Genomic DNA, 18,149 nt, shown 5'->3' on the forward strand with positions numbered 1-18,149 from the left:
GATGGGCTGCATCTACTCATGGACTCTACAGGCATGAAGTTTCTAGGTGAGGGCGAATGGAAACGCAAGAAACATGGACCTGAATATCGTCGCCAATGGCGTAAACTTCATATTGGTATAGATGCTAAAACCCTACAAATACGAGCAGTTCAGCTTACAACCAATAATGTCAGTGATTCACAGGTGCTTGGTGATTTACTTAATCAGATTCCACAAGATGAGCAGATTAACTCTGTTTATACCGATGGAGCTTATGACACCAAGCAATGCCGTCAGGTCATTGCAGATCGGCAAGCGCATGCGGTGATTCCACCTAGAAAAAATGCGAAACCATGGAAAGATACAAAGAGTAGCTCGCTAGAGCGAAATGAATTACTTCGAGCAATTAAACGTTTAGGTAGGATACTATGGAAAAAATGGTCAGGCTATCATCGGCGAAGTTTGGTTGAAACTAAGATGCATTGCATCAAATTATTAGGAGATAAACTCAGTGCAAGGAGTTTTGATAGCCAAGTGAATGAGATCCATGCACGTGTAGCAGTCCTTAACAGATTTACGGAATTAGGTCGCCCACTTACCCAAGTTACGCCTTAAATTTGGCTCAATTAGGGGCGCTTTGCATTTCAAATCTTTGTGCAACAAAGCCGTTTGAATATACGTAAAGTCACTCACCCACAGTTGGTCAGGATGATCAGCATTAAAATTACGTTTCACTAAATCATCTGCTCTTTTTTGATCATCTCGGCTACGGGTGGTTTGTTTATTCTTACCACGCCAAACACCTTGTATACCTAGCTTCTGCATCAATCGAGCAACTGTACAACGTGCAATAATATAGCCTTCACGTTTCAATTGTTGCCAGACCTTACGCACACCATATCGACCTGAACTTTCTTTCCAAATTCGTTTAATTTGTTCAGCATGATGCTCATCATGTAGATCTCGTTTCGCTCGATGTTCTGGATTGTCCGCGAGATCTAAAGTTCGGTAATAGGTTGAAGCTGCGATCGGTAAAATCCTACAAATCGCATCAACACCATATCGATCTTTATTGTTATGGATGAAATCCACCATTATTTGTGTGGGCGGTCGAGCTCCGCCTGGGCGAAAAAAGCGGCTGCTTTACGTAGAATTTCATTGGCACGCTTTAATTCTTTAATTTCATGTTCCATTTGCTTCATTTTTTCTTGATCAGATATCTGTTGTACTTTAATAGGATTTTGCTGATCTAAATGCTTTTGATGCCAGGCACGAAGTGTTTCAGGAGTATAACCAATCTTAGGCGCAATTGCTGTGATTGCAGCCCAAGTAGAAGGATAATCTTTTTCAGATTCAATTAGTAATTGAACCGCTTTTTCTCTGATTTCAGGGGTATATTTTAATTTTGTCATCGGGGTAGTCTCTCAGAATATTGACTCTCCGACAAACCCGGTACGGTTCAGTCCCCTTGGATAGAAAATGTGAATAAACTGCAGAATGAATATCCATACGCCTAGATCAAACGTCCAACTAAAAATAATCGGTGGTGTTTCAAAAAGTATGCTGGCATTAAACGAATCCATTATTGATATAAAAGAACACTAAATCAAAGGCTTTGAAATGATTTTCAAGCTTTTTGGAGAAGTTGCAGCTTCTCCTAAAGCCTCGCCTGATTCGATGCCGTAACCGACAATTATTGCCTTCTATACCCACAGTGAAAAATTTACCAATCAACTGTTTGCATTCTTTAAAGGTCGTAACAAAGCTATCCCAATGGTCACTTGATATACATGTATAGCTTACACCTAACTGCTTCAATTTTAATTTAAGTCGTTTTGCAGTGGCTAAATCTCGGTTACCCCATACATAAGCAACAATTTCACCTGTTTCTCGATGATAGGCATAAATTAGCCATTGTTTATTTTGCTTATGACCAACAAAAGTCCAAAACTCATCTACTTCAAGGGTTTCATAATGACTTTGCTGTGCTCGAAGTTGATATTTTGATTGGCTAAGTGTCCGTAGAACTTTACCGATACTTACTCTTTCAATTTCTGCTATATCCCTGACACCACTGCCTCGCACCATGAGGTGTAATATTTTGGTTTTGATACCTGAGTGACAGCCTTGATAACTGAGAGCATGATCACCAATAAATTGACGTCTGCATATTTTACATTGGTAATTTTGCTTACCATCTACTTTTGTGCCATTTTTCTTTATACTGTCACTTAGGCAGGCTGGACACTTGATTTCTAGAGTTATTCGCATTTCTCTATTTTATCAAAATCCAACCTGCTTTTTTTCAGCATACTTTTTGAAACACCACCAAATAATCATCTAAGAATTGATTACGAGACTGCAATCATAAAAATTTAATATTCTCTGTTTTTCAAGCATATTTGATTTAGGAGTTAACCTTATTGCTTATCATCGTATTCTGATTTGAATAGGATATGATCAACAAGTAGACCGCCACTGTGACCATCAATATTAAGAGTAAATAAAAAGGTAAGTGAATGCCGAACTGATATAGAAAAGTGCTCAGTAAAGGCGCCACAATGAGACCAATCGCTTGAGTAGCTGTACAAATACTTGCCATTTTGACTTGAGCAGCTTGCGTAACAGATTGAGCCGCCCCTGTGGTAAATGCAGGCAAAAGGCTTGCCACTCCGACCCCATAAAATAAATAACTTATTTGAAACATCCAAATATGGATTGCACTTAAAGATAGGATGAGTCCAATAACCATGCTAAACGTACCCACCAATACCAAAGCTTTCAGTTTTAAATGAAGTACTTTTACAATCAGGATCTGAGTAATCACTAAGCTAAAACCAACAATGAGCATACATTGGGAAAAATAAATCGCACTTTGTTGTGAGCTTAAATGAAAATGGTCTTGAATATAAAAACCTGCCGTCATATTGAGCGTCACGATAGCCATATAGGTAGTAAATCCTAAAATAAGCCAAGGAATAGCTGGTTTTAATGAAAATGAATGCTCTATTTTTACAGGCCGTTTTTGATCCAATATTGTGTTTTGTTTACCCTCATCATGTTTAAAATACATTGTGATAATCAAACTAAAAATCACCAATAAAATAACTGCAATCCACATTGGCAATAAAATTCCACCGAACAATAACACTGAAGTTAGAAATGGGCCGACGATCATACCTAAACTATTCATCGCACCATACATTGCCATTTTTTGACTGCGTTGTTGTTCCTCTGTGACATGTTGCATGACATAACTTTGTAGACCTATTTGTGGCATAGCCATAAAACCACCAGTACTTGCTCGACTAATCACCAACAAAGCAAAAACTATCATTACGGGTAATGTTTGTTGTATTCCCCAATAAAGAATCGCTGTAAATATAGCCCAAGTAATGGTCATGCCCCAGAAACCATAATTCATTAATTGATAAGGAGTCTGTATTTTTTCCCCTCTGGCAATCAGAATAGATGCAATCGCCATACAAATTGCACCCGCTGAAACAATTACTCCGCCCTGTACTTCTGTTAAGCCAAGCTCACGAATTAATGGGGCAAGTAAAGGTAAAATCATTGAAAAACAAGTACCGTTGGCTAGAGTTGCCCAAGCCAATAATTTAAAATTTTGTTGCATAGGTAGTATTCATCAAAAGAAAAGGCATCTAAAAGATGCCTTCTGGATAAGATTAGTACTTGAGAGTGTAGCTCAAACCATAGGTACGACCTTGAGCAGCCAAGCTCGAAATATCGCCGTAAACCGTTGAAACTGCTTGGCTATAAACAGACTTATAGTCCGTATTCCACACGTTATATACACCAAAACCTAAAGTTCCTGGACCTGCTTTTGCATTGGCAATCACATCCATCACTGCAAAACCTTTGATTTCTGCTGGAGGACGAGTACTACCATTCGCAATCGCATCTTTACGTGCTTCATCCGTACCATCAATAGCCAAAGCTTGTACTCGTAAACCTAAACCATCATTGAATTGCCAGTCTGAATAAACCGTTGCTTTCAAAGGTGCTACACGAATTGCATCTAACTCTTGCCATTTACCATTTGAGTTTTTGAACTGACCACGTGTATAAGCTAAAGTCCCACCTACATTCCAATCATCTGAAACGGTATATTTGACATTACCTTCAATACCATACACGCGTTCATCTGTATCAATAACTTCAATTGCAAAACTTGGAGGACCAAATTTCAATGACTTATCAGATTTGTTATAAAACGCAGTGATCCCTGTGCTTAACGCATCATCTTGTAGACGCCAGCCCAGCTCAAAACTATTTACTTTGATTGGATCAATTGTTTGGTTACTTACGACAAAGTTTGCAGGGACATCTCTTAGCATACGTTGTACATCAGGTAAATTTGCACCTTGCGAGAAATTTGCAAACACCTGTTGTGCATCAGTTAAATGATAAAGTGCGCCTACATTAAAGAGTGTTGCATCATGCTTAACTGAACCACCTTTTAAGGTTTTAGCTTGGTATGTTGGAACGAAATCGGCAACCATTGCTTCAGAATATGGAACTGAGTCTTTAACATCACTATCGATGCGCTCATGACGAATACCTGCTTGTAGATTTAAGCGATCAGTTGCTTCAAATTGACTTTGTAAGAAGAAACCAAGCTTTTCAGTATCTACCTCAGGACCAAAAGCATAATTATTTAGGGGCTTAAACTTTAGACCATTACTACTGATAAAAGTATTTAGATCATAAAGTTGTGCTGTTTGTTTGCCATTTTCCTTATCGTAATCCACACCATAAGTTAGATTTAATGCACGTTCTGCCAGATTGAGTTTACTTTGAAGTGCTAAACGAGCACCAAAAACATCAATATCTGTTTCTGATTGGGTAACAATAAATGTTCTTCCACCTGGAATGGATGCATGTGCTAAAGCATTTGCACTTGGGAAGAATCGCCCTTTTTCAGTACGATAATACGCCTCTGCATTTACAGTCTGACCAAGAAAATCCTGATTTTCATATTGTGCATTTACTGCACTGCGCTTAGTACGTGGTTGAGTATCAAGCTCTAAACCTTTTACAGCTTTTTGACTAGGTTTTGCCCCTAGAAGTAAAACAGATAAGCCTGGACCATAATCAGCGCCATATTCACTGTCCTGCTCATCGTTATAGTATTGCGCACCGATACTTAATTTTTGCTTATCTGCCAACTGCCAGCTTAAACGACCATTCACATCTACAGTTTCAGTATCTTGACGATCTGTTTGTGCAACTTCTGGACCTACACGATCACCTCGACTATCTTGAATTTCACCGCGTTGTGTATAGCTAGCACCTATAAAACCACTCCAATCCCCTTGGTTAAATGATGCAGACTGAAACGCTTCATAAGCTAAAGCATCACTTTTGAAATTATCACCTGAAGTAACGCCGAGTTTGGTTTCAAAATTTACACCATCACCCGAACCTCTTTTGGTGATGATATTGATGATCCCACCTGTAGCACCTGCACCATAAATACTACTTGCACCTGACACGACTTCAACACGTTCGATCATGTCTGGGCTAATGCTATTTAATTGGCGTGAACTATCGCGTGAGCCCGTTTGCGGAACACCATCAATCATATATTGCACTGTACGACCACGCATGGTCATCCCATAGTTACTGGTCGTACCTGAACTTGGTGTTAAAGATGGAACCAACAGTCCTAAAATATCTGCGGTACTTTTACCAGCAGCAGCTTGTTTTGCAATGTCTTCTTGGCTAATACTGTAAACAGTTCCCGCAATCTCAGCGATACTTTGAGCTGAACGAGTTGCTGTCATAACAATCGGTGCCAGTTGATTTACGGTTGAAGTCTGCTCGACATTTTGAGCATAAAGTTGCGTACTGATCGCCAAGCTGAGCAGTGTTAATGATGTCGAAAGTGAACGAACTTTCATAAATGACCCCTAGATGAGTTGTTGCGTTTGTTTTGCTTTGCGAATAAGCAGTTGACTAAGCAACACGCTTAAAACAGATGAAACTGCGAGAATGAGATAGAAGTTTCCATAACCAAATGCTTTGGCTAAGAAACCTGAGACTGCACCGCCAATAAAATAAACCAATAGTTCGAAGCAAACTAAAATCGTAAAATCAGTACCAGCTTGTTCTTTGGAGCTGGTCTGCATGAAATGTGCATATAAGGCTGTCATTGCGATATAGCGGATGGCAAGAATGACAATGACAAAGCCACCAAGAAGTAAATGCCATTGATTCAACCAACTGAGTAAAACTGCAACACCCAACAAGGCGTAAACCAAACTGCGTGCCCAACCAGCCCAGATCAGCAATTGTGTTGCGGCTATTTTTTTTAATAAAAATGCAGCTGAAACAGCGGCTAATAATCCAATCCCTGCACCTATTACAGACATCAGCACGCCGATTTGTGACAACGACCATTTCTGATCAATCAGCATCGGATTCAGCATCGCCATAGCCGGTGCTTCGACAATTCGATAACATACGATCAAGGCTAATGCCCATAACATTTCTGGACGTTTAAATGCACGGATCAGACTTGGCGGCTGTTTTGAGATTTTCTCTACATTTGATTTTTCTTTAATCTGGAAAATAGCCAACATCGTCAATGCTGTCATAGCGGCTAAGGAAATCAGTGCAGTTTGCCAACCATAAAGCTCATACAGCCATAAAGTTGCTGCTCCACCAACCATACTGCCAAGCGCAACACCTATACTTTGCGCCATACTGCCTAGTCGATACTCAGATTCTGAAAAGGTTTCGACCGTATAGCCATCAATTGCGATATCTTGAGTTGCAGCAAAAGTTGAAATCCATAAACCGACAATAACAAATACACCAAGACCGTAATCGAATTGGGTAAGTGCCAAAGCAACGACCCCCAACACCAAAGCTATTTGCGTAAACAAAAGCCAAGTTTTACGTTTACCGAGTTTTTTGAAATAAAAACGATCAATTAGTGATGCCCAAAAAAACTTGAATGCCCAAGGAATATAGAGCAGCGACAACATGCCAATCCAACGTAAATCTACGCCTTGATGACGCAGAATCGCAGGTAAGGCCACATTATAAAAATACAGTGGTAAGGCATGCGCGAGATATAAAACCACCACGACACTCAGGCTCAAGGCTGAGACTTTCTGAATATTTAATGAATTTTGATTCATAAATACCTCTGCAAAGCCCATTGTGTGGCTTCAGCTTTATCTACGCTCACAAAATATGGAACATGCCAAGCTTTGTGCAGAGCTGGTGTATCCAATCGAATACGATCTTCTTCATCTTGAGCAATACGAGCAAAACCCAAACAATATTGGTAAAAATCTTGTTTATATTGCTTATACCATTTGCCTTGGATTGCTCTATATTCCTCCGGAAATTCTGTATTTGCATCGGTTTGCATGATCAACACAAAATTTCGCTGATGTTCGAAATAGTGCTGAATCCGTGCTAACCATTGTTCAAATTCTGCAACAGAGACATTCGCCGCAAAGCGCATGTCTAAGATATGCATTTCATTGATATATAAGCTCATGTAACACTCAGGAGTTTGGCTGGCTGATTAGCTAGCTGTTGTTGTGATGTTTGGTAATAATCCCCAAACTTGTTATAGAAAGTTTCTCTGAAGCAGTAGTACAACATCGCTGTTTTTTCAGGCATCGGTATTAAACGTTGGCTTTCATAACAAAGCTCTGCCACTACTGCTGCATATGGTTTAACGGTATGATCTGGCTCACCCACAATTTTTTTAGCTTTCGAATGTTCAAAAATGTAAAAGCTGAGTAACCGAATGGTTGGTCGCAAGAAGCCTTTGCCAAACACAGATTTGTCACCAAACAGGAGATGCCAACCGAGATCATTGTCATCACCATCGTAATAACGGCCTAAACGATCTCGTTTACCTTCATAAATTTCGGTATAGCCCACATCTTTGCCATCAATTCCAACGATTAATAAACGGTGATGGTCATCTGCTAACATTTTGTCGAAGTAAACTTGTAACTCTAGTTCCGATTTATTTAACTGCCACTGAGGAATTACATGTGGCTCATGCATCCATTGATGTAATAAAGGAATATCCTGTGGATATTGCACTTGGCGTAAGTAGTACTGTGTACCATCTTCAAAGTATTCAAAATAATCTGGTAATTGCTGAGAGATAGTTTTCATATCGAACCTATAAAATGACGAATAAAATTAGCCCGCTTTAGCTTGGCGTGGTTGTTCTGCCCATGTTTTCAATGTTTCTGGGCTAACTGGATTTGCAATAGGATCAAGGAAGACAGGAACAGGACGTTCTGCTTCATCGTTATAACTTGTGGTAAATAGACGTACACGGTTTAGACAAATTTTGGTGTAACTTGGACGCAGCATGGCGAATTTATCAGCACGTTCAGCCAGTTCTGGATGTTTTTGGTTAAACTCAACAATCGTGTTGGAAATGGTCTGCCAAAAATCAAGCTCAGAATATTCAGGATAGTCTTGCAAGAACACATTACAGATATAACGGTAATGCACCATGAACAGACCTGTGAAAATAAAATGGCTTAGATCGGTCGCTTCGTGACGGAGTAATAAATCTGCTTCAGATGGTAACTGAGTTAACTCAGGAAAATCCTCATCCACTAAATTGATGTCGTCAATGAAGTCTTTTAATACCATTGCTTTCGGCACACCATTTTCATGTACCAACATTGTGTTCTCACCGTGTGGTGAAAATGCTAAACCATAACGATATAAGCAAAGTAATAATGGACTCATGCTTACTTGAGCAAATTGTGCTAACCAATCCAAAGGACTTAAACCTGATGCTTGGATCAACACGCTCAGGATCGATTGACCTGAAATATCACGGTGTAACAATGCTGCTTGAGATAACACTTGATGAGATGGATCAACATAACGATCAACACTTTCACGCCATAAACAACCGAACAGCTCTTTAAATTGATACGGTGCACCGTCAATGCGGTCAAAACACGGCTGATGGATAGTTAAAGTCGCAACTTCACCTAAGAAAATCACACCTGTATTTTGTAAGTCTTGATCTTGTTGATGAATTCTTTTTAACCATGCGGTCACTGCTGGAGCTGCTAGATTACGCTTTGAGGGTAATCCACGATAAACAGCGGTATTAAAAATACTGACAGGCAACTTAATGTAATGGCGTTGTAGGTTTGACGTATTGCATAATGTGCGGATTGATTGCATCGGCACATAGCTATCTTGGCTGATATTTAACTCAATAATTTTCTGATCCACAATCTCATTGGCATAAGTCGGAACAAGCCATTGATGCCATTGCCAAGCATGTACGGGAATCAAAAAGTAATTTTGTGGATCTAGGTTTTTTTCTTGGAGAATATTGATGAACTGCTGTAGTTCATTGGCATCAAATTCATGTTGATATAAACCGCAGGCACTCCAATCTTCAGTACTTCGATACTCTGCTAAATCACGATGTACGGCTAACCACAACACTTTAACTTCAGGTGAAAGCTCTGGTGCAGCGCTTAAATAATCATCATAACCAAAACCCATACGCCCTTTACTCATGATGAGCCAAGGATGACCACGTAGCATGCCTTCAACTTTGTAATGTGGCTCTGTCAAAACCGCTATACTTGGCAAACGTGTTTCATTGAACAAATGTGCTTCTGCCAGCCAAGTATTATTCATTTCTTTGATCAAATACGCTTTGGTAAATGGCTTAACATTAGAACTGTCAGACATTGCCACAATAAACTCATGTAAGTTCCAAGCAGGTTGATCATTTTCCTGACTATGAGTCACATCACGTACCGAAGCTTCCTGAATATTCCAGTGTCCGAGTAGATATTGATTTCCTTGAAACTCATACTGACGATTGCCTAAATCTAAACGATAACGCCCTGCTGACAATGCTTTAACTTCAATAATTTCTTCGTATAGAAACTCTGCAATCGCCATTTCAATAAGACGTTGTCCTGCGGCACGCCATTGCTGCTGATTAATTTTTAAAGTTGCAAAGTTCATATCAGTTTCTCATATGTTGAATGTACAGAAGCAGTTTGTGTACGTGTGTTTGCACCACGACGATTAGGATGCGCCGTCATCACGTTCTGTTCTGTTTTCTTGAAAATTGAATGGTTTTTATTGGGAGAATTTTCGCAAAGGCACTCGTTTGATTGTGCTTTGTCATCTGCCATACAAATTTTTGGATTTTGAGAGAGATTAAAGTGTTGGAATGTCTGCGCTTGATTGCCTAATTCATAAAGAGGCTCAGCAAGCAATTGATTAATGATCTTTGCTGCACGATAAGCACCAAGACCTAAATCAGGTGTGCCGACACCATGACTATGCATTTCCTGATTTTGAACAAAAATATGACCATTCAGCCGATGTACAACACGATAGTCGTCTGTAATCTGCCAACGCTGTTTATGATCAAACTCGATGTATGGCTTGAGCAACTGCATAAAACCAAAATCAGGCGTGAAATAACCCGTCGCGGCTACAAGAAAATCACAGTCGAGATGAAAAGACTGAGCTGTAGCACGATGCTGGAAATGCAGTCGGATTTTTTGTGTATCCAATGCTTCTGCATCTTTCAAATCACATTGACTATGTAAATGTGTCTGTAAGCTTTGACCTGCAATACTGCGGTGATAAAGTCTTTGATAAATTTCCCGAATGGTTTTTGCACTAATTCCCTTGTATAACAAGGCTTGTTGCTTTAACTGCTGTTCCTTTTGCTGCGCAGTCAAATCATAAAAATGCTGTGCATAATCTGGACTAAAATGTTCCAAACCTAATGGCGCATACTCCATCGGGAAGAAACCTTGAGAACGAGTAAACCAATGCAAATCAAACTGATGATTAACAGTATCTTGCTGTTCATCAAATAAGTCGATAAACACTTCAGCTGCAGATTGTCCAGAACCAAGTACGACCACATCGCCATGTAAATCTGTATCGGCATGCGTCATATACTGTGCTGAATGCAGACATTGTTGTGGACGGACTTTCTGAATCTTTGCCAAACATTCAGGCAAATATGGCACATTACCACTTCCAATCACTAAATGACGGCATAAATAACTTTGCTGAACACCGTTTGATTCAACGACTACTTTAAAACCTATCGTTTGAGGTTCAATCTTTAGAACCTGCGACTGGTATTCGATACAATCAAGTTGTTCTGCAACCCATTGGCAATAGTGGTTGTATTCACAACGTGGAATATGTGGCTGCTCTAAAAAGTAAAACTTATACAAACGTTGCTGATGACGCAGATAATTCAAAAAACTAAATGGACTGGTTGGATCAACCATCGAGACTAAATCTGCCATAAATGGCACTTGTAATACCGTATTAGGTAGTTGCATACCTGCATGCCAATCAAATTGCGCCTTTTGCTCAAAAAATACGTAATCGAGTGAGCTTTTGCTTTGTAGCAAACTAGCAAGACTTAAATTAAAAGGTCCTAGACCAATTCCAATAAAATCAAGCATAACTGACATCCTTCTGTGAAATACGCAGTGGATTTGGCAGTTGCACGTAAACAGATTGATTTTCTACAGGTGCGATCAACTCGTCTAATTCATGCAAACGTGTCAGCAAGTTGCCTTTATAAGGCAGCGTTGAATTGAACAGTAGTCCTTGTATTAAGGTACTCTCAGGATATTGCTGTAATTGCTCTTCTAAAAATCCAGTTAGATGCGCTAACAATTCATCTTCAGTGATATAGCCTGTTGCACCGATGGCATTAATAATCCCGAACAAAGTATTGCCAAAGAAATAATAACTAAAACGTTCATCAACAAAAGCTTTCGGACCTACCGCAAAGGCTTTTTCTTTCAGTTCAGGAAGTGCTTGCAGAATTTCAGTGGCAAATTCTTCAATATAATAAAAACCTTGGTTATCACGTAACCATAAAGTTTTAGGAAAATGGTTTTCGAGTTCTAATAATACATTTTGTTGATGTGACTCAAATGCCATACCATAACGATGGTATAGATACATCAAAGGCTGCAAACTGACTTCGAGGAACCGATTAAACCAATCTGAAGCAATCTCTGAAACTTCAGCATCAGGATGGGCTTTCGCAATTTTTGCAAATAAGGCATTAAAACGATTTAAAGGCTTGATCGGATGATCTTGGCACAAAGATGCGATACAAGTGACTTGTTGTTGTGGATGGAATGGTTGATCTCGGAAAATACAAATACTTTCATTGATCACTTCATCATCGATTTTTAAAGCGATCCAAGCTGGATCATTGACTGCTTTTAGACTTGGACACTGTTTAAGAATATTTTGCCCAAACTCACTATGCCACAGACGATGTGTCAATTCACCACGATGACATTCTTTGGCCAAATTCACTCGAATAGAATTGGTAATCATCACTGAAAGTGACGGCTTCATCATCCAAGGTGCATTGAAGCTCGCTAATGTGCGTATGGAAGTGGTTGGAGAGAATTGCCAACCACGCAAGCCCAAATCAATCAGTTGCCCTGTTTGCTTTAATCGTTCAAACCAAGCTTTGCCCTGTACATAACGCGCTTGCCATGGATGTAAAGGAAGTAACTTATATTCCGCATGTGTCTTTAATAAATTGAGATCACTTTCAGATAAATACCACTGTAACGCAGTTTTTAATTGCGCTGAAATAGGTTCATCAGTCGCACTACCTTCTGCAATATAATCTTGGTGCACTAGCCAATAATGAAGTTGAGTCTTACCTTTATTTTCAGGAGAAAAGTTTAACCAATCTTCATGAACAAAGCCTGTCCTACTTTTTGGCGCGGGATGCATACTATGCCCTAAAATCAAAGCTTGCTCTGTTTCAATAAAGCTTTGCCCTGCTTTTACTAAATCATCAAATTCATATTCACGATTTTGTAAAAACTGTTGTAGCGCATCTCGACTTTGAATCCATTTTTCAACTAATGAAGCAGCATCTAGATGAACAGCGGCTTCTTGAACAAGTTCTTCTAGCAACAACCCAACAATTGCTACAGGACTAAATACCTTAATTTTTTCATCGATGATAATTTGCGGAAGATCTGCTAAGCGATGTCGCCCCACACAGCTCACATAAGATAAAGGGAAAAAGCAACGTGCTTGAATAGAGGTAATCGGTATTGATAACAGCGTCAAACCTTGGCTAAACGTCTGTAGTTGAAGAGATTGCTGACTTTTATGAAGCAAGTGACCTTTGCCAGTTTCTTGCGTATATGCATTGACGAAATGTTGTAACGCCAACCGATTAGCAAGTGAATGCATCTGTCGATATCCTCTTTCAAAAGAGTTAATTTGTTTTTCGAAATGTTTTAGGCCTGAAACACATCTTAAGTACAAGGGAGTTTGTAGTTAAGATAGAACTAATGATAATTATTATCATTTACTATTTCAATTCCATAAAAGAACCTAGAAAAACAACACTAAATCATTGAATTTATTTTGTTTAACAAGGAATATTGCTCAGTAAAGATACAAAAAGATAATAATAATTCTCATTAAATAAAATGATCAGCTTGTAGCCATCAATAGTTTTTATAGATGTATAAAATTTTTAAATAGTCTCAAATGTAATATTTCCCCACATCAAAAATCTAATATGTCAAAAAATGGGGTATACGGATTTAATGGTTGATGGGGCTTTGTTGCATAAAGATTTTAAAGATAGAGCTTTCCTAAGTTGTTTAAATTTAAGTGACAACTTGGGTATGAGCTCGGCCTAATTCCATAAATTTATTTAATACTGCCACACGTGCATGAATCTCATTCACCTGGCTTTGAAAACTCCGTGCACTGAGTTTATCTCCCAATAATTTGATGCAATGCATCTTGGTTTCTACCAAGCTTCGGCGATGATACCCAGACCACTTTTTCCAAATTGCTCTTCCTAGGCATTTAACCGTTTTCAACAATTCATTTCTTTCTAAAGATCTCAGCTTTTTGTCTTTCCAGGGCTTCGCATTTTTTCTTGGCGGAATCACCGCATGTGCCTGTCGATCTGAAATGACTTTTCTGCAGTGTTTCGTGTCATAAGCACCATCTGTATAGACAGAATCAATCTGCTCATCAAGTGGAATTTGATCAAGTAAATCTTCGAGTACTTGTGAATCACTGACATTGTTTGTCGTGAGCTGAACGGCCCGTATTTGCAGCGTTTCAGCATCTATACCAATGTGAAGTTTACGCCATTGGCGACGATATTCAGGCTGATGTTTCTTACGTTTCCATTCACCTTCACCTAAAAACTTCAAGCCAGTAGAGTCGACGAGTAGGTGGAGACCATCACGACTTTTCTGATAGCTTATCGCAATATCAATATGCTTTTGTCTTCTACAAATAGTCGAATAATCTGGCGCTGTCCAATCTAATCTACAAAGTTTAATGAGGCTCTGAACAAAGCCAGTGACCATGCGTAAAGTGAGTCTAAATAGAGATTTGATCATCAAACAGCATTGAATCGCTATGTCGGAGTAGGTTTGACTTCGACCTTGTTTGCCTTGAGGTTCTGCATACCATTGTGTTTTTGGATCGAACCAAATGGCAATATTCCCACGATTAATGAGAGCTCGGTTATATGCGGGCCAATTGGTTGTGCGGTAGATTTTGTATGTAGGCTTCTTCATTTGGAAATTATATTGCCGAAGGAGTCCTTAAGAACAGCTTTGTGCAACAAAGCCTCAAGAAACTAATATCTCAGAAATAGTTTTTTCTGGAGATGGCTTATGGCTATATAACGGAAAGCCTACTAATACTAGGGTTAGTGGTATATGGTTCTTTGAAAATGTGGATTGTTATTCACTTGAGCGCTTAGAAAGTAATTTATTTTTAAATCCTTGGGCTCGGTTTCAGCTACATAATTCTCTTAATGAATTTACACAGAAAATTATAGACAATGATCAATTTCGAACTTTAATTGGGACAGTTAACCCTAGAGATCTTTTTGTAAAACACAAATAAATTTTATAGTTATATTAAAGCCCAATCATAGCCGATTGGGTTTTTTTAATGCTTTATCACATTACACACTTAATTATTAAGCTATTCGCCAAAGTATTATGTATTTCATCTAAACTCTAGAGCAGATAGGTATCTAAGCGGTTATTAATACATTTTCCATATCGTGAACATGTAATCTTAATAATTTTAGTATCTTCCAAAAAATCTATCGTACATAAACTTCTCATAATGACATACGTTGTGTCGTTTTTATTCCATAATGACACAGGTTGTGTCACAAGATAATGTCATTGATTGTCACAATTATGCTTAACATATTGATTTTACGTATAGCAAAATGACAAGCGATGTGTCGTCTTACGTTAAAATGACACGACATCTGTGATTTTAACTTTAAATAAAAAGCCACCCTTGCGGTGGCTTTTTTATGATCTGATTTATCGTCTTCAATTCTGGGATTTATTTCAACCGCTTCCCTGCTTCATCAACAATCATTTCCCCATCTTCATTGCTAAACGCTGCGCACTGCGGAGCAGAAAGAATATCTAAAACAACTTCTGATGGAGAAACTTTACAAGTTCACCCTCCTCACCCGCGGTCAGTCTGCTGATCTCACCGATCGATATTCTGAACGAGTCTAAAGTGCTGAGGAATTATCGAAATGGGTGAATCAGCAAAAGATCTAGTTTTATCTCAAATCCTCTGATCAACTTTTCAAAACTTAAATATTAAAAAATCCCGCTCAAGAAGCGGGATTTTGTTTTTTGAAAATTTAACAGCCCTAAATCATTTCAATTAAAATTCTTTTGTCACACTCAGACCAGCACTCCAGTTCCGCCCTTCTGCCGGCTCATAATAACGTCCTTCTGGTCTACTACTTTCATTGACAATCACCGAACCAGAATAATCTTTATCAAACAGGTTATCGACACGCGCAAAAGTATTCACCGCCCACTCCTGCATTTTCCAGTGATAACCTACATTGGCACCAGCGACTGTGTAGCTTGGTGCAGTATCAGAATTTAAGTCGTTCACATAAATCTTATCGGAGTAACGCACATCGAGTCCTGCATGTAAGCCATTTTCAGGCTTCCAGCCCAGACTTAAAAATGCCTGATTTTTGGCAATCCCCGGAATATAGTTTCCGGCTGCAATAGCGGCAACCGTACCGATTGCGGGAATGTCAGCATCAAAAGTAGCATCTATATAGCTATAGCTGGCTTGAGCAGTGAGATCACGCCAAAGGTTTTTGTTCCAGGAGAGTTCAACACCTTCTCTTAAAGTTTTATCGGCATTACGGAAAGTAGAGCGACCATTGTCATTACCTGCAGAAACAATGTCATCCTGAGTCGTCGTATGGAAAACTGCAACAGTAAAATCACCTAATGTATTGGCAGATTTCAATCCCATCTCATAGGTTTCACTTTCTGCTGCTTTTAAACTGAAGCTGCGGTTTTCTGCAGTATTTGCAGGATAAGACATTTCGGTAAAGGTCGGCGTTTCAAAGCCTTGTGCATAACTGACATAAGTCATCAGCTCAGGTAAAATCTGCCAGCTTAAAGCCATGGAGGGCAATAATTTCTGATAATCGGTTTTACCTGAATTATTGCCATTCGCCAGAAACTTGTCTTTAGACTTGAAATGCACATTGCTATAGCGCAGGCCGGCATCCAAGGTCCAATCGGGAGCAAAGTGATAAGAAGCTTGCAAATACGGATCTAAATTCCACAGGGTATTATCTTCATCTCGACGCAGTTCACCTTTAACCCCCAAGCGATCACCTAAAAAGTTTTGATAGCCTTTACGGTCTTCAGTCATGGCATCAAAAGCGAGACCAGCAATCAGTTGGATATCTGGCAGAATATCTTTACCCGTCCAGCGTAAATCTGTCCCATAAAAATTACGGTCAAAATCAATCACGCCACCCGCATGATTAACTCCATCTTGTGCTGTACGAGGAATCGACTGATATTGCGTGACTGCGCGCTGTCCCCAGTAGGCCATACCATACAGTTCATGCTGATCATTGATCGGTTTATTCCAGGTCAAACCTGTTTGCAGCTGCTCAATTTCTTTACGTGCATTATAAAGAAGGACGTTGGTCGCGACCTGTCGGGGATTGGCCTTCCACTGGTCTCGGGTTAAACCACCCGGATCATCCGCTGCAATTTTGACATAGTTATTCATCCAGTTGATTTTAGAACCATCTTCCAGATCCCAGGTCAGCTTGGCATTATTCAGAACTTTATGTGCACTGCTGTGATCACGGTAACCATTGGTATCAAAATAAGAGGAGCTGATGATATAGCTTGGCTCTGAAGCATTCTCTGAGCCGCCTTGCAAAACCAGCTTGGTCTGCCCTTTGTTCTGACTCCCTGCAGAATGCCCCAGTTCAATTGAGTCAGCGCCTTGCCCTTCCCTTGTGGTGGTTAAAATTGTTCCCCCCGAAGAGTTGCCATACAGCGAGGAAAACGCACCACCCAAAACCTCAATATGATCCAGACTGTTCAAATCAATATTCGAGGTTTGCCCCTGCCCATCCGGCATCGTTGCAGGGATTCCATCCACATATAAACGCACACCACGCACACCGAAACTGGAGCGTGCGCCAAAGCCTCGCATCGAAATTTGCAGGTCTTGGGCATAGTTTTCGCGATTATTTAACTGTAATCCTGGAACGCCTTTTAATGTTTCCGAAAGGTTCACATTCAGGCTGTTATCTTGTTCTTGATTCAGATAATACACTGACGCCGGTGTGGTCAATCGCTCCCGATCGGTACGGGTCGCTTGAATGACAATCGTGTCTAACCTTTGGACTTCTTGTATGTCATTTTCTGCATAAATATGCTGACCTACGCAAGCAATCAGGCATGACAAGGTCGATCTCACGAATGGAAATTTCGGGCTTTGATACATAAATAACAGGCCTTATTTGAAAGTGGTTTAATGCGGCAAATACCTTATCGAGATGGCGTACATCTCATGATTCAATTCATTTTTTTTAAGCATCGATATCCAGTAAATGCGCTGATTCGATGACATATAGTTCGCTCAATGAATAGAAATATTTTGAGCTTAAAAATTCTGTGTTTGATAAATTCAGACTTGATTAATCCTTTATCTGAATTGCGCTTAAAATCAGCCATATACAAAGCATATTATTTTAATGCGATCTGAATGAAATTGAGCTTTCAGAAACAAATCAA

Annotated in this window: 11 protein-coding genes, 4 pseudogenes and 1 other annotated feature; of the genes and pseudogenes, 2 read left to right on the plus strand and 13 right to left on the minus strand. The window is 39.5% G+C overall.

The features are described from left to right. A pseudogene (locus F890_RS05635) lies at positions 1-594 on the plus strand (IS5-like element ISAba12 family transposase); the annotation flags it as partial. 51 nt (positions 595-645) lie between these two features. Here the strand turns inward: F890_RS05635 and F890_RS18065 are convergent. The 12 genes and pseudogenes from F890_RS18065 to F890_RS18910 form a co-directional block, all read right to left on the minus strand. After that, positions 646-1,391: pseudogene (locus tag F890_RS18065) on the minus strand (IS3 family transposase); the annotation flags it as partial. Continuing rightward, positions 1,000-1,116: a sequence feature (AL1L pseudoknot), on the minus strand. It overlaps the preceding pseudogene by 117 nt. A 157-nt stretch (positions 1,392-1,548) precedes the next feature. Continuing rightward, a complete protein-coding gene (locus F890_RS05650; RefSeq protein ID WP_004282341.1) occupies positions 1,549-2,250 on the minus strand; it encodes an IS1 family transposase in 702 nt (233 codons plus the stop codon). A gap of 136 nt (positions 2,251-2,386) precedes the next feature. Further along, positions 2,387-3,613 carry a putative acinetoferrin export transporter ActD gene (actD, locus tag F890_RS05655; RefSeq protein ID WP_004281767.1) on the minus strand — a complete coding sequence of 409 codons (1,227 nt, stop codon included), beginning with the start codon at positions 3,611-3,613 and terminating at the stop codon, positions 2,387-2,389. Between the two features lie 52 nt (positions 3,614-3,665). Beyond that, the gene (locus F890_RS05660) at positions 3,666-5,903 is read right to left on the minus strand and encodes a TonB-dependent receptor (RefSeq protein ID WP_004281765.1); all 2,238 of its coding nucleotides are present in this window, start codon (positions 5,901-5,903) and stop codon (positions 3,666-3,668) included. A gap of 9 nt (positions 5,904-5,912) precedes the next feature. Beyond that, positions 5,913-7,148 carry an MFS transporter gene (locus tag F890_RS05665; protein ID WP_005265986.1) on the minus strand — a complete coding sequence of 412 codons (1,236 nt, stop codon included), beginning with the start codon at positions 7,146-7,148 and terminating at the stop codon, positions 5,913-5,915. Next, on the minus strand, positions 7,145-7,516 hold the full coding sequence (gene actB / locus F890_RS05670) for a protein ActB (RefSeq protein ID WP_004281762.1): 372 nt from the start codon (positions 7,514-7,516) through the stop codon (positions 7,145-7,147). The genes F890_RS05665 and actB overlap by 4 nt, the downstream gene beginning before the upstream one ends. Then, positions 7,513-8,151: an acinetoferrin biosynthesis acetyltransferase AcbD gene (acbD, locus tag F890_RS05675; RefSeq protein ID WP_004814638.1), complete on the minus strand. Its 639-nt coding sequence runs from the start codon at positions 8,149-8,151 to the stop codon at positions 7,513-7,515. Before acbD ends, actB begins: the two co-directional genes overlap by 4 nt. Before the next feature lie 27 nt (positions 8,152-8,178). Then, positions 8,179-9,996 carry an acinetoferrin biosynthesis protein AcbC gene (gene acbC, locus F890_RS05680; RefSeq protein ID WP_004281756.1) on the minus strand — a complete coding sequence of 606 codons (1,818 nt, stop codon included), beginning with the start codon at positions 9,994-9,996 and terminating at the stop codon, positions 8,179-8,181. Then, positions 9,993-11,474, minus strand: coding sequence for an acinetoferrin biosynthesis monooxygenase AcbB (gene acbB, locus F890_RS05685; RefSeq protein WP_005265988.1), 1,482 nt, complete (start codon positions 11,472-11,474; stop codon positions 9,993-9,995). The genes acbC and acbB overlap by 4 nt, the downstream gene beginning before the upstream one ends. Beyond that, on the minus strand, positions 11,467-13,251 hold the full coding sequence (acbA, locus tag F890_RS05690) for an acinetoferrin biosynthesis protein AcbA (protein ID WP_004281754.1): 1,785 nt from the start codon (positions 13,249-13,251) through the stop codon (positions 11,467-11,469). The genes acbB and acbA overlap by 8 nt, the downstream gene beginning before the upstream one ends. A 425-nt stretch (positions 13,252-13,676) precedes the next feature. Continuing rightward, entirely contained in the window at positions 13,677-14,609 is a 933-nt protein-coding gene (locus tag F890_RS05695) for an IS5 family transposase (protein ID WP_005265989.1), read from the minus strand. A gap of 793 nt (positions 14,610-15,402) precedes the next feature. Continuing rightward, a pseudogene (locus F890_RS18910) lies at positions 15,403-15,507 on the minus strand (arsenate reductase (glutaredoxin)); the annotation flags it as partial. Between F890_RS18910 and F890_RS18915 the strand changes: the two are divergent. Continuing rightward, positions 15,501-15,584 (plus strand): annotated as a pseudogene (locus tag F890_RS18915) (arsenical resistance protein ArsH); the annotation flags it as partial. The pseudogenes F890_RS18910 and F890_RS18915 sit on opposite strands and share 7 nt — an antisense overlap. Positions 15,585-15,738: 154 nt before the next feature. Here the strand turns inward: F890_RS18915 and F890_RS05700 are convergent. Beyond that, a complete protein-coding gene (locus tag F890_RS05700) occupies positions 15,739-17,859 on the minus strand; it encodes a TonB-dependent receptor (protein ID WP_005265990.1) in 2,121 nt (706 codons plus the stop codon). Between the last annotated feature and the right edge of the window lie 290 nt (positions 17,860-18,149).

Origin of the sequence: Acinetobacter sp. CIP 64.7, from assembly GCF_000369745.1 — a bacterium.
GTDB classification, from domain to species: Bacteria; Pseudomonadota; Gammaproteobacteria; order Pseudomonadales; family Moraxellaceae; genus Acinetobacter; species Acinetobacter fasciculus.

Coding starts and splice junctions, on each gene's coding strand:
- F890_RS05650 (WP_004282341.1), bottom strand. CDS start 2,250: ATGCGAATAACTCTAGAAATCAAGTGTCCAGCCTGCCTAAGTGACAGT.
- actD (WP_004281767.1), bottom strand. CDS start 3,613: ATGCAACAAAATTTTAAATTATTGGCTTGGGCAACTCTAGCCAACGGT.
- F890_RS05660 (WP_004281765.1), bottom strand. CDS start 5,903: ATGAAAGTTCGTTCACTTTCGACATCATTAACACTGCTCAGCTTGGCG.
- F890_RS05665 (WP_005265986.1), bottom strand. CDS start 7,148: ATGAATCAAAATTCATTAAATATTCAGAAAGTCTCAGCCTTGAGCCTG.
- actB (WP_004281762.1), bottom strand. CDS start 7,516: ATGAGCTTATATATCAATGAAATGCATATCTTAGACATGCGCTTTGCG.
- acbD (WP_004814638.1), bottom strand. CDS start 8,151: ATGAAAACTATCTCTCAGCAATTACCAGATTATTTTGAATACTTTGAA.
- acbC (WP_004281756.1), bottom strand. CDS start 9,996: ATGAACTTTGCAACTTTAAAAATTAATCAGCAGCAATGGCGTGCCGCA.
- acbB (WP_005265988.1), bottom strand. CDS start 11,474: ATGCTTGATTTTATTGGAATTGGTCTAGGACCTTTTAATTTAAGTCTT.
- acbA (WP_004281754.1), bottom strand. CDS start 13,251: ATGCATTCACTTGCTAATCGGTTGGCGTTACAACATTTCGTCAATGCA.
- F890_RS05695 (WP_005265989.1), bottom strand. CDS start 14,609: ATGAAGAAGCCTACATACAAAATCTACCGCACAACCAATTGGCCCGCA.
- F890_RS05700 (WP_005265990.1), bottom strand. CDS start 17,859: ATGTATCAAAGCCCGAAATTTCCATTCGTGAGATCGACCTTGTCATGC.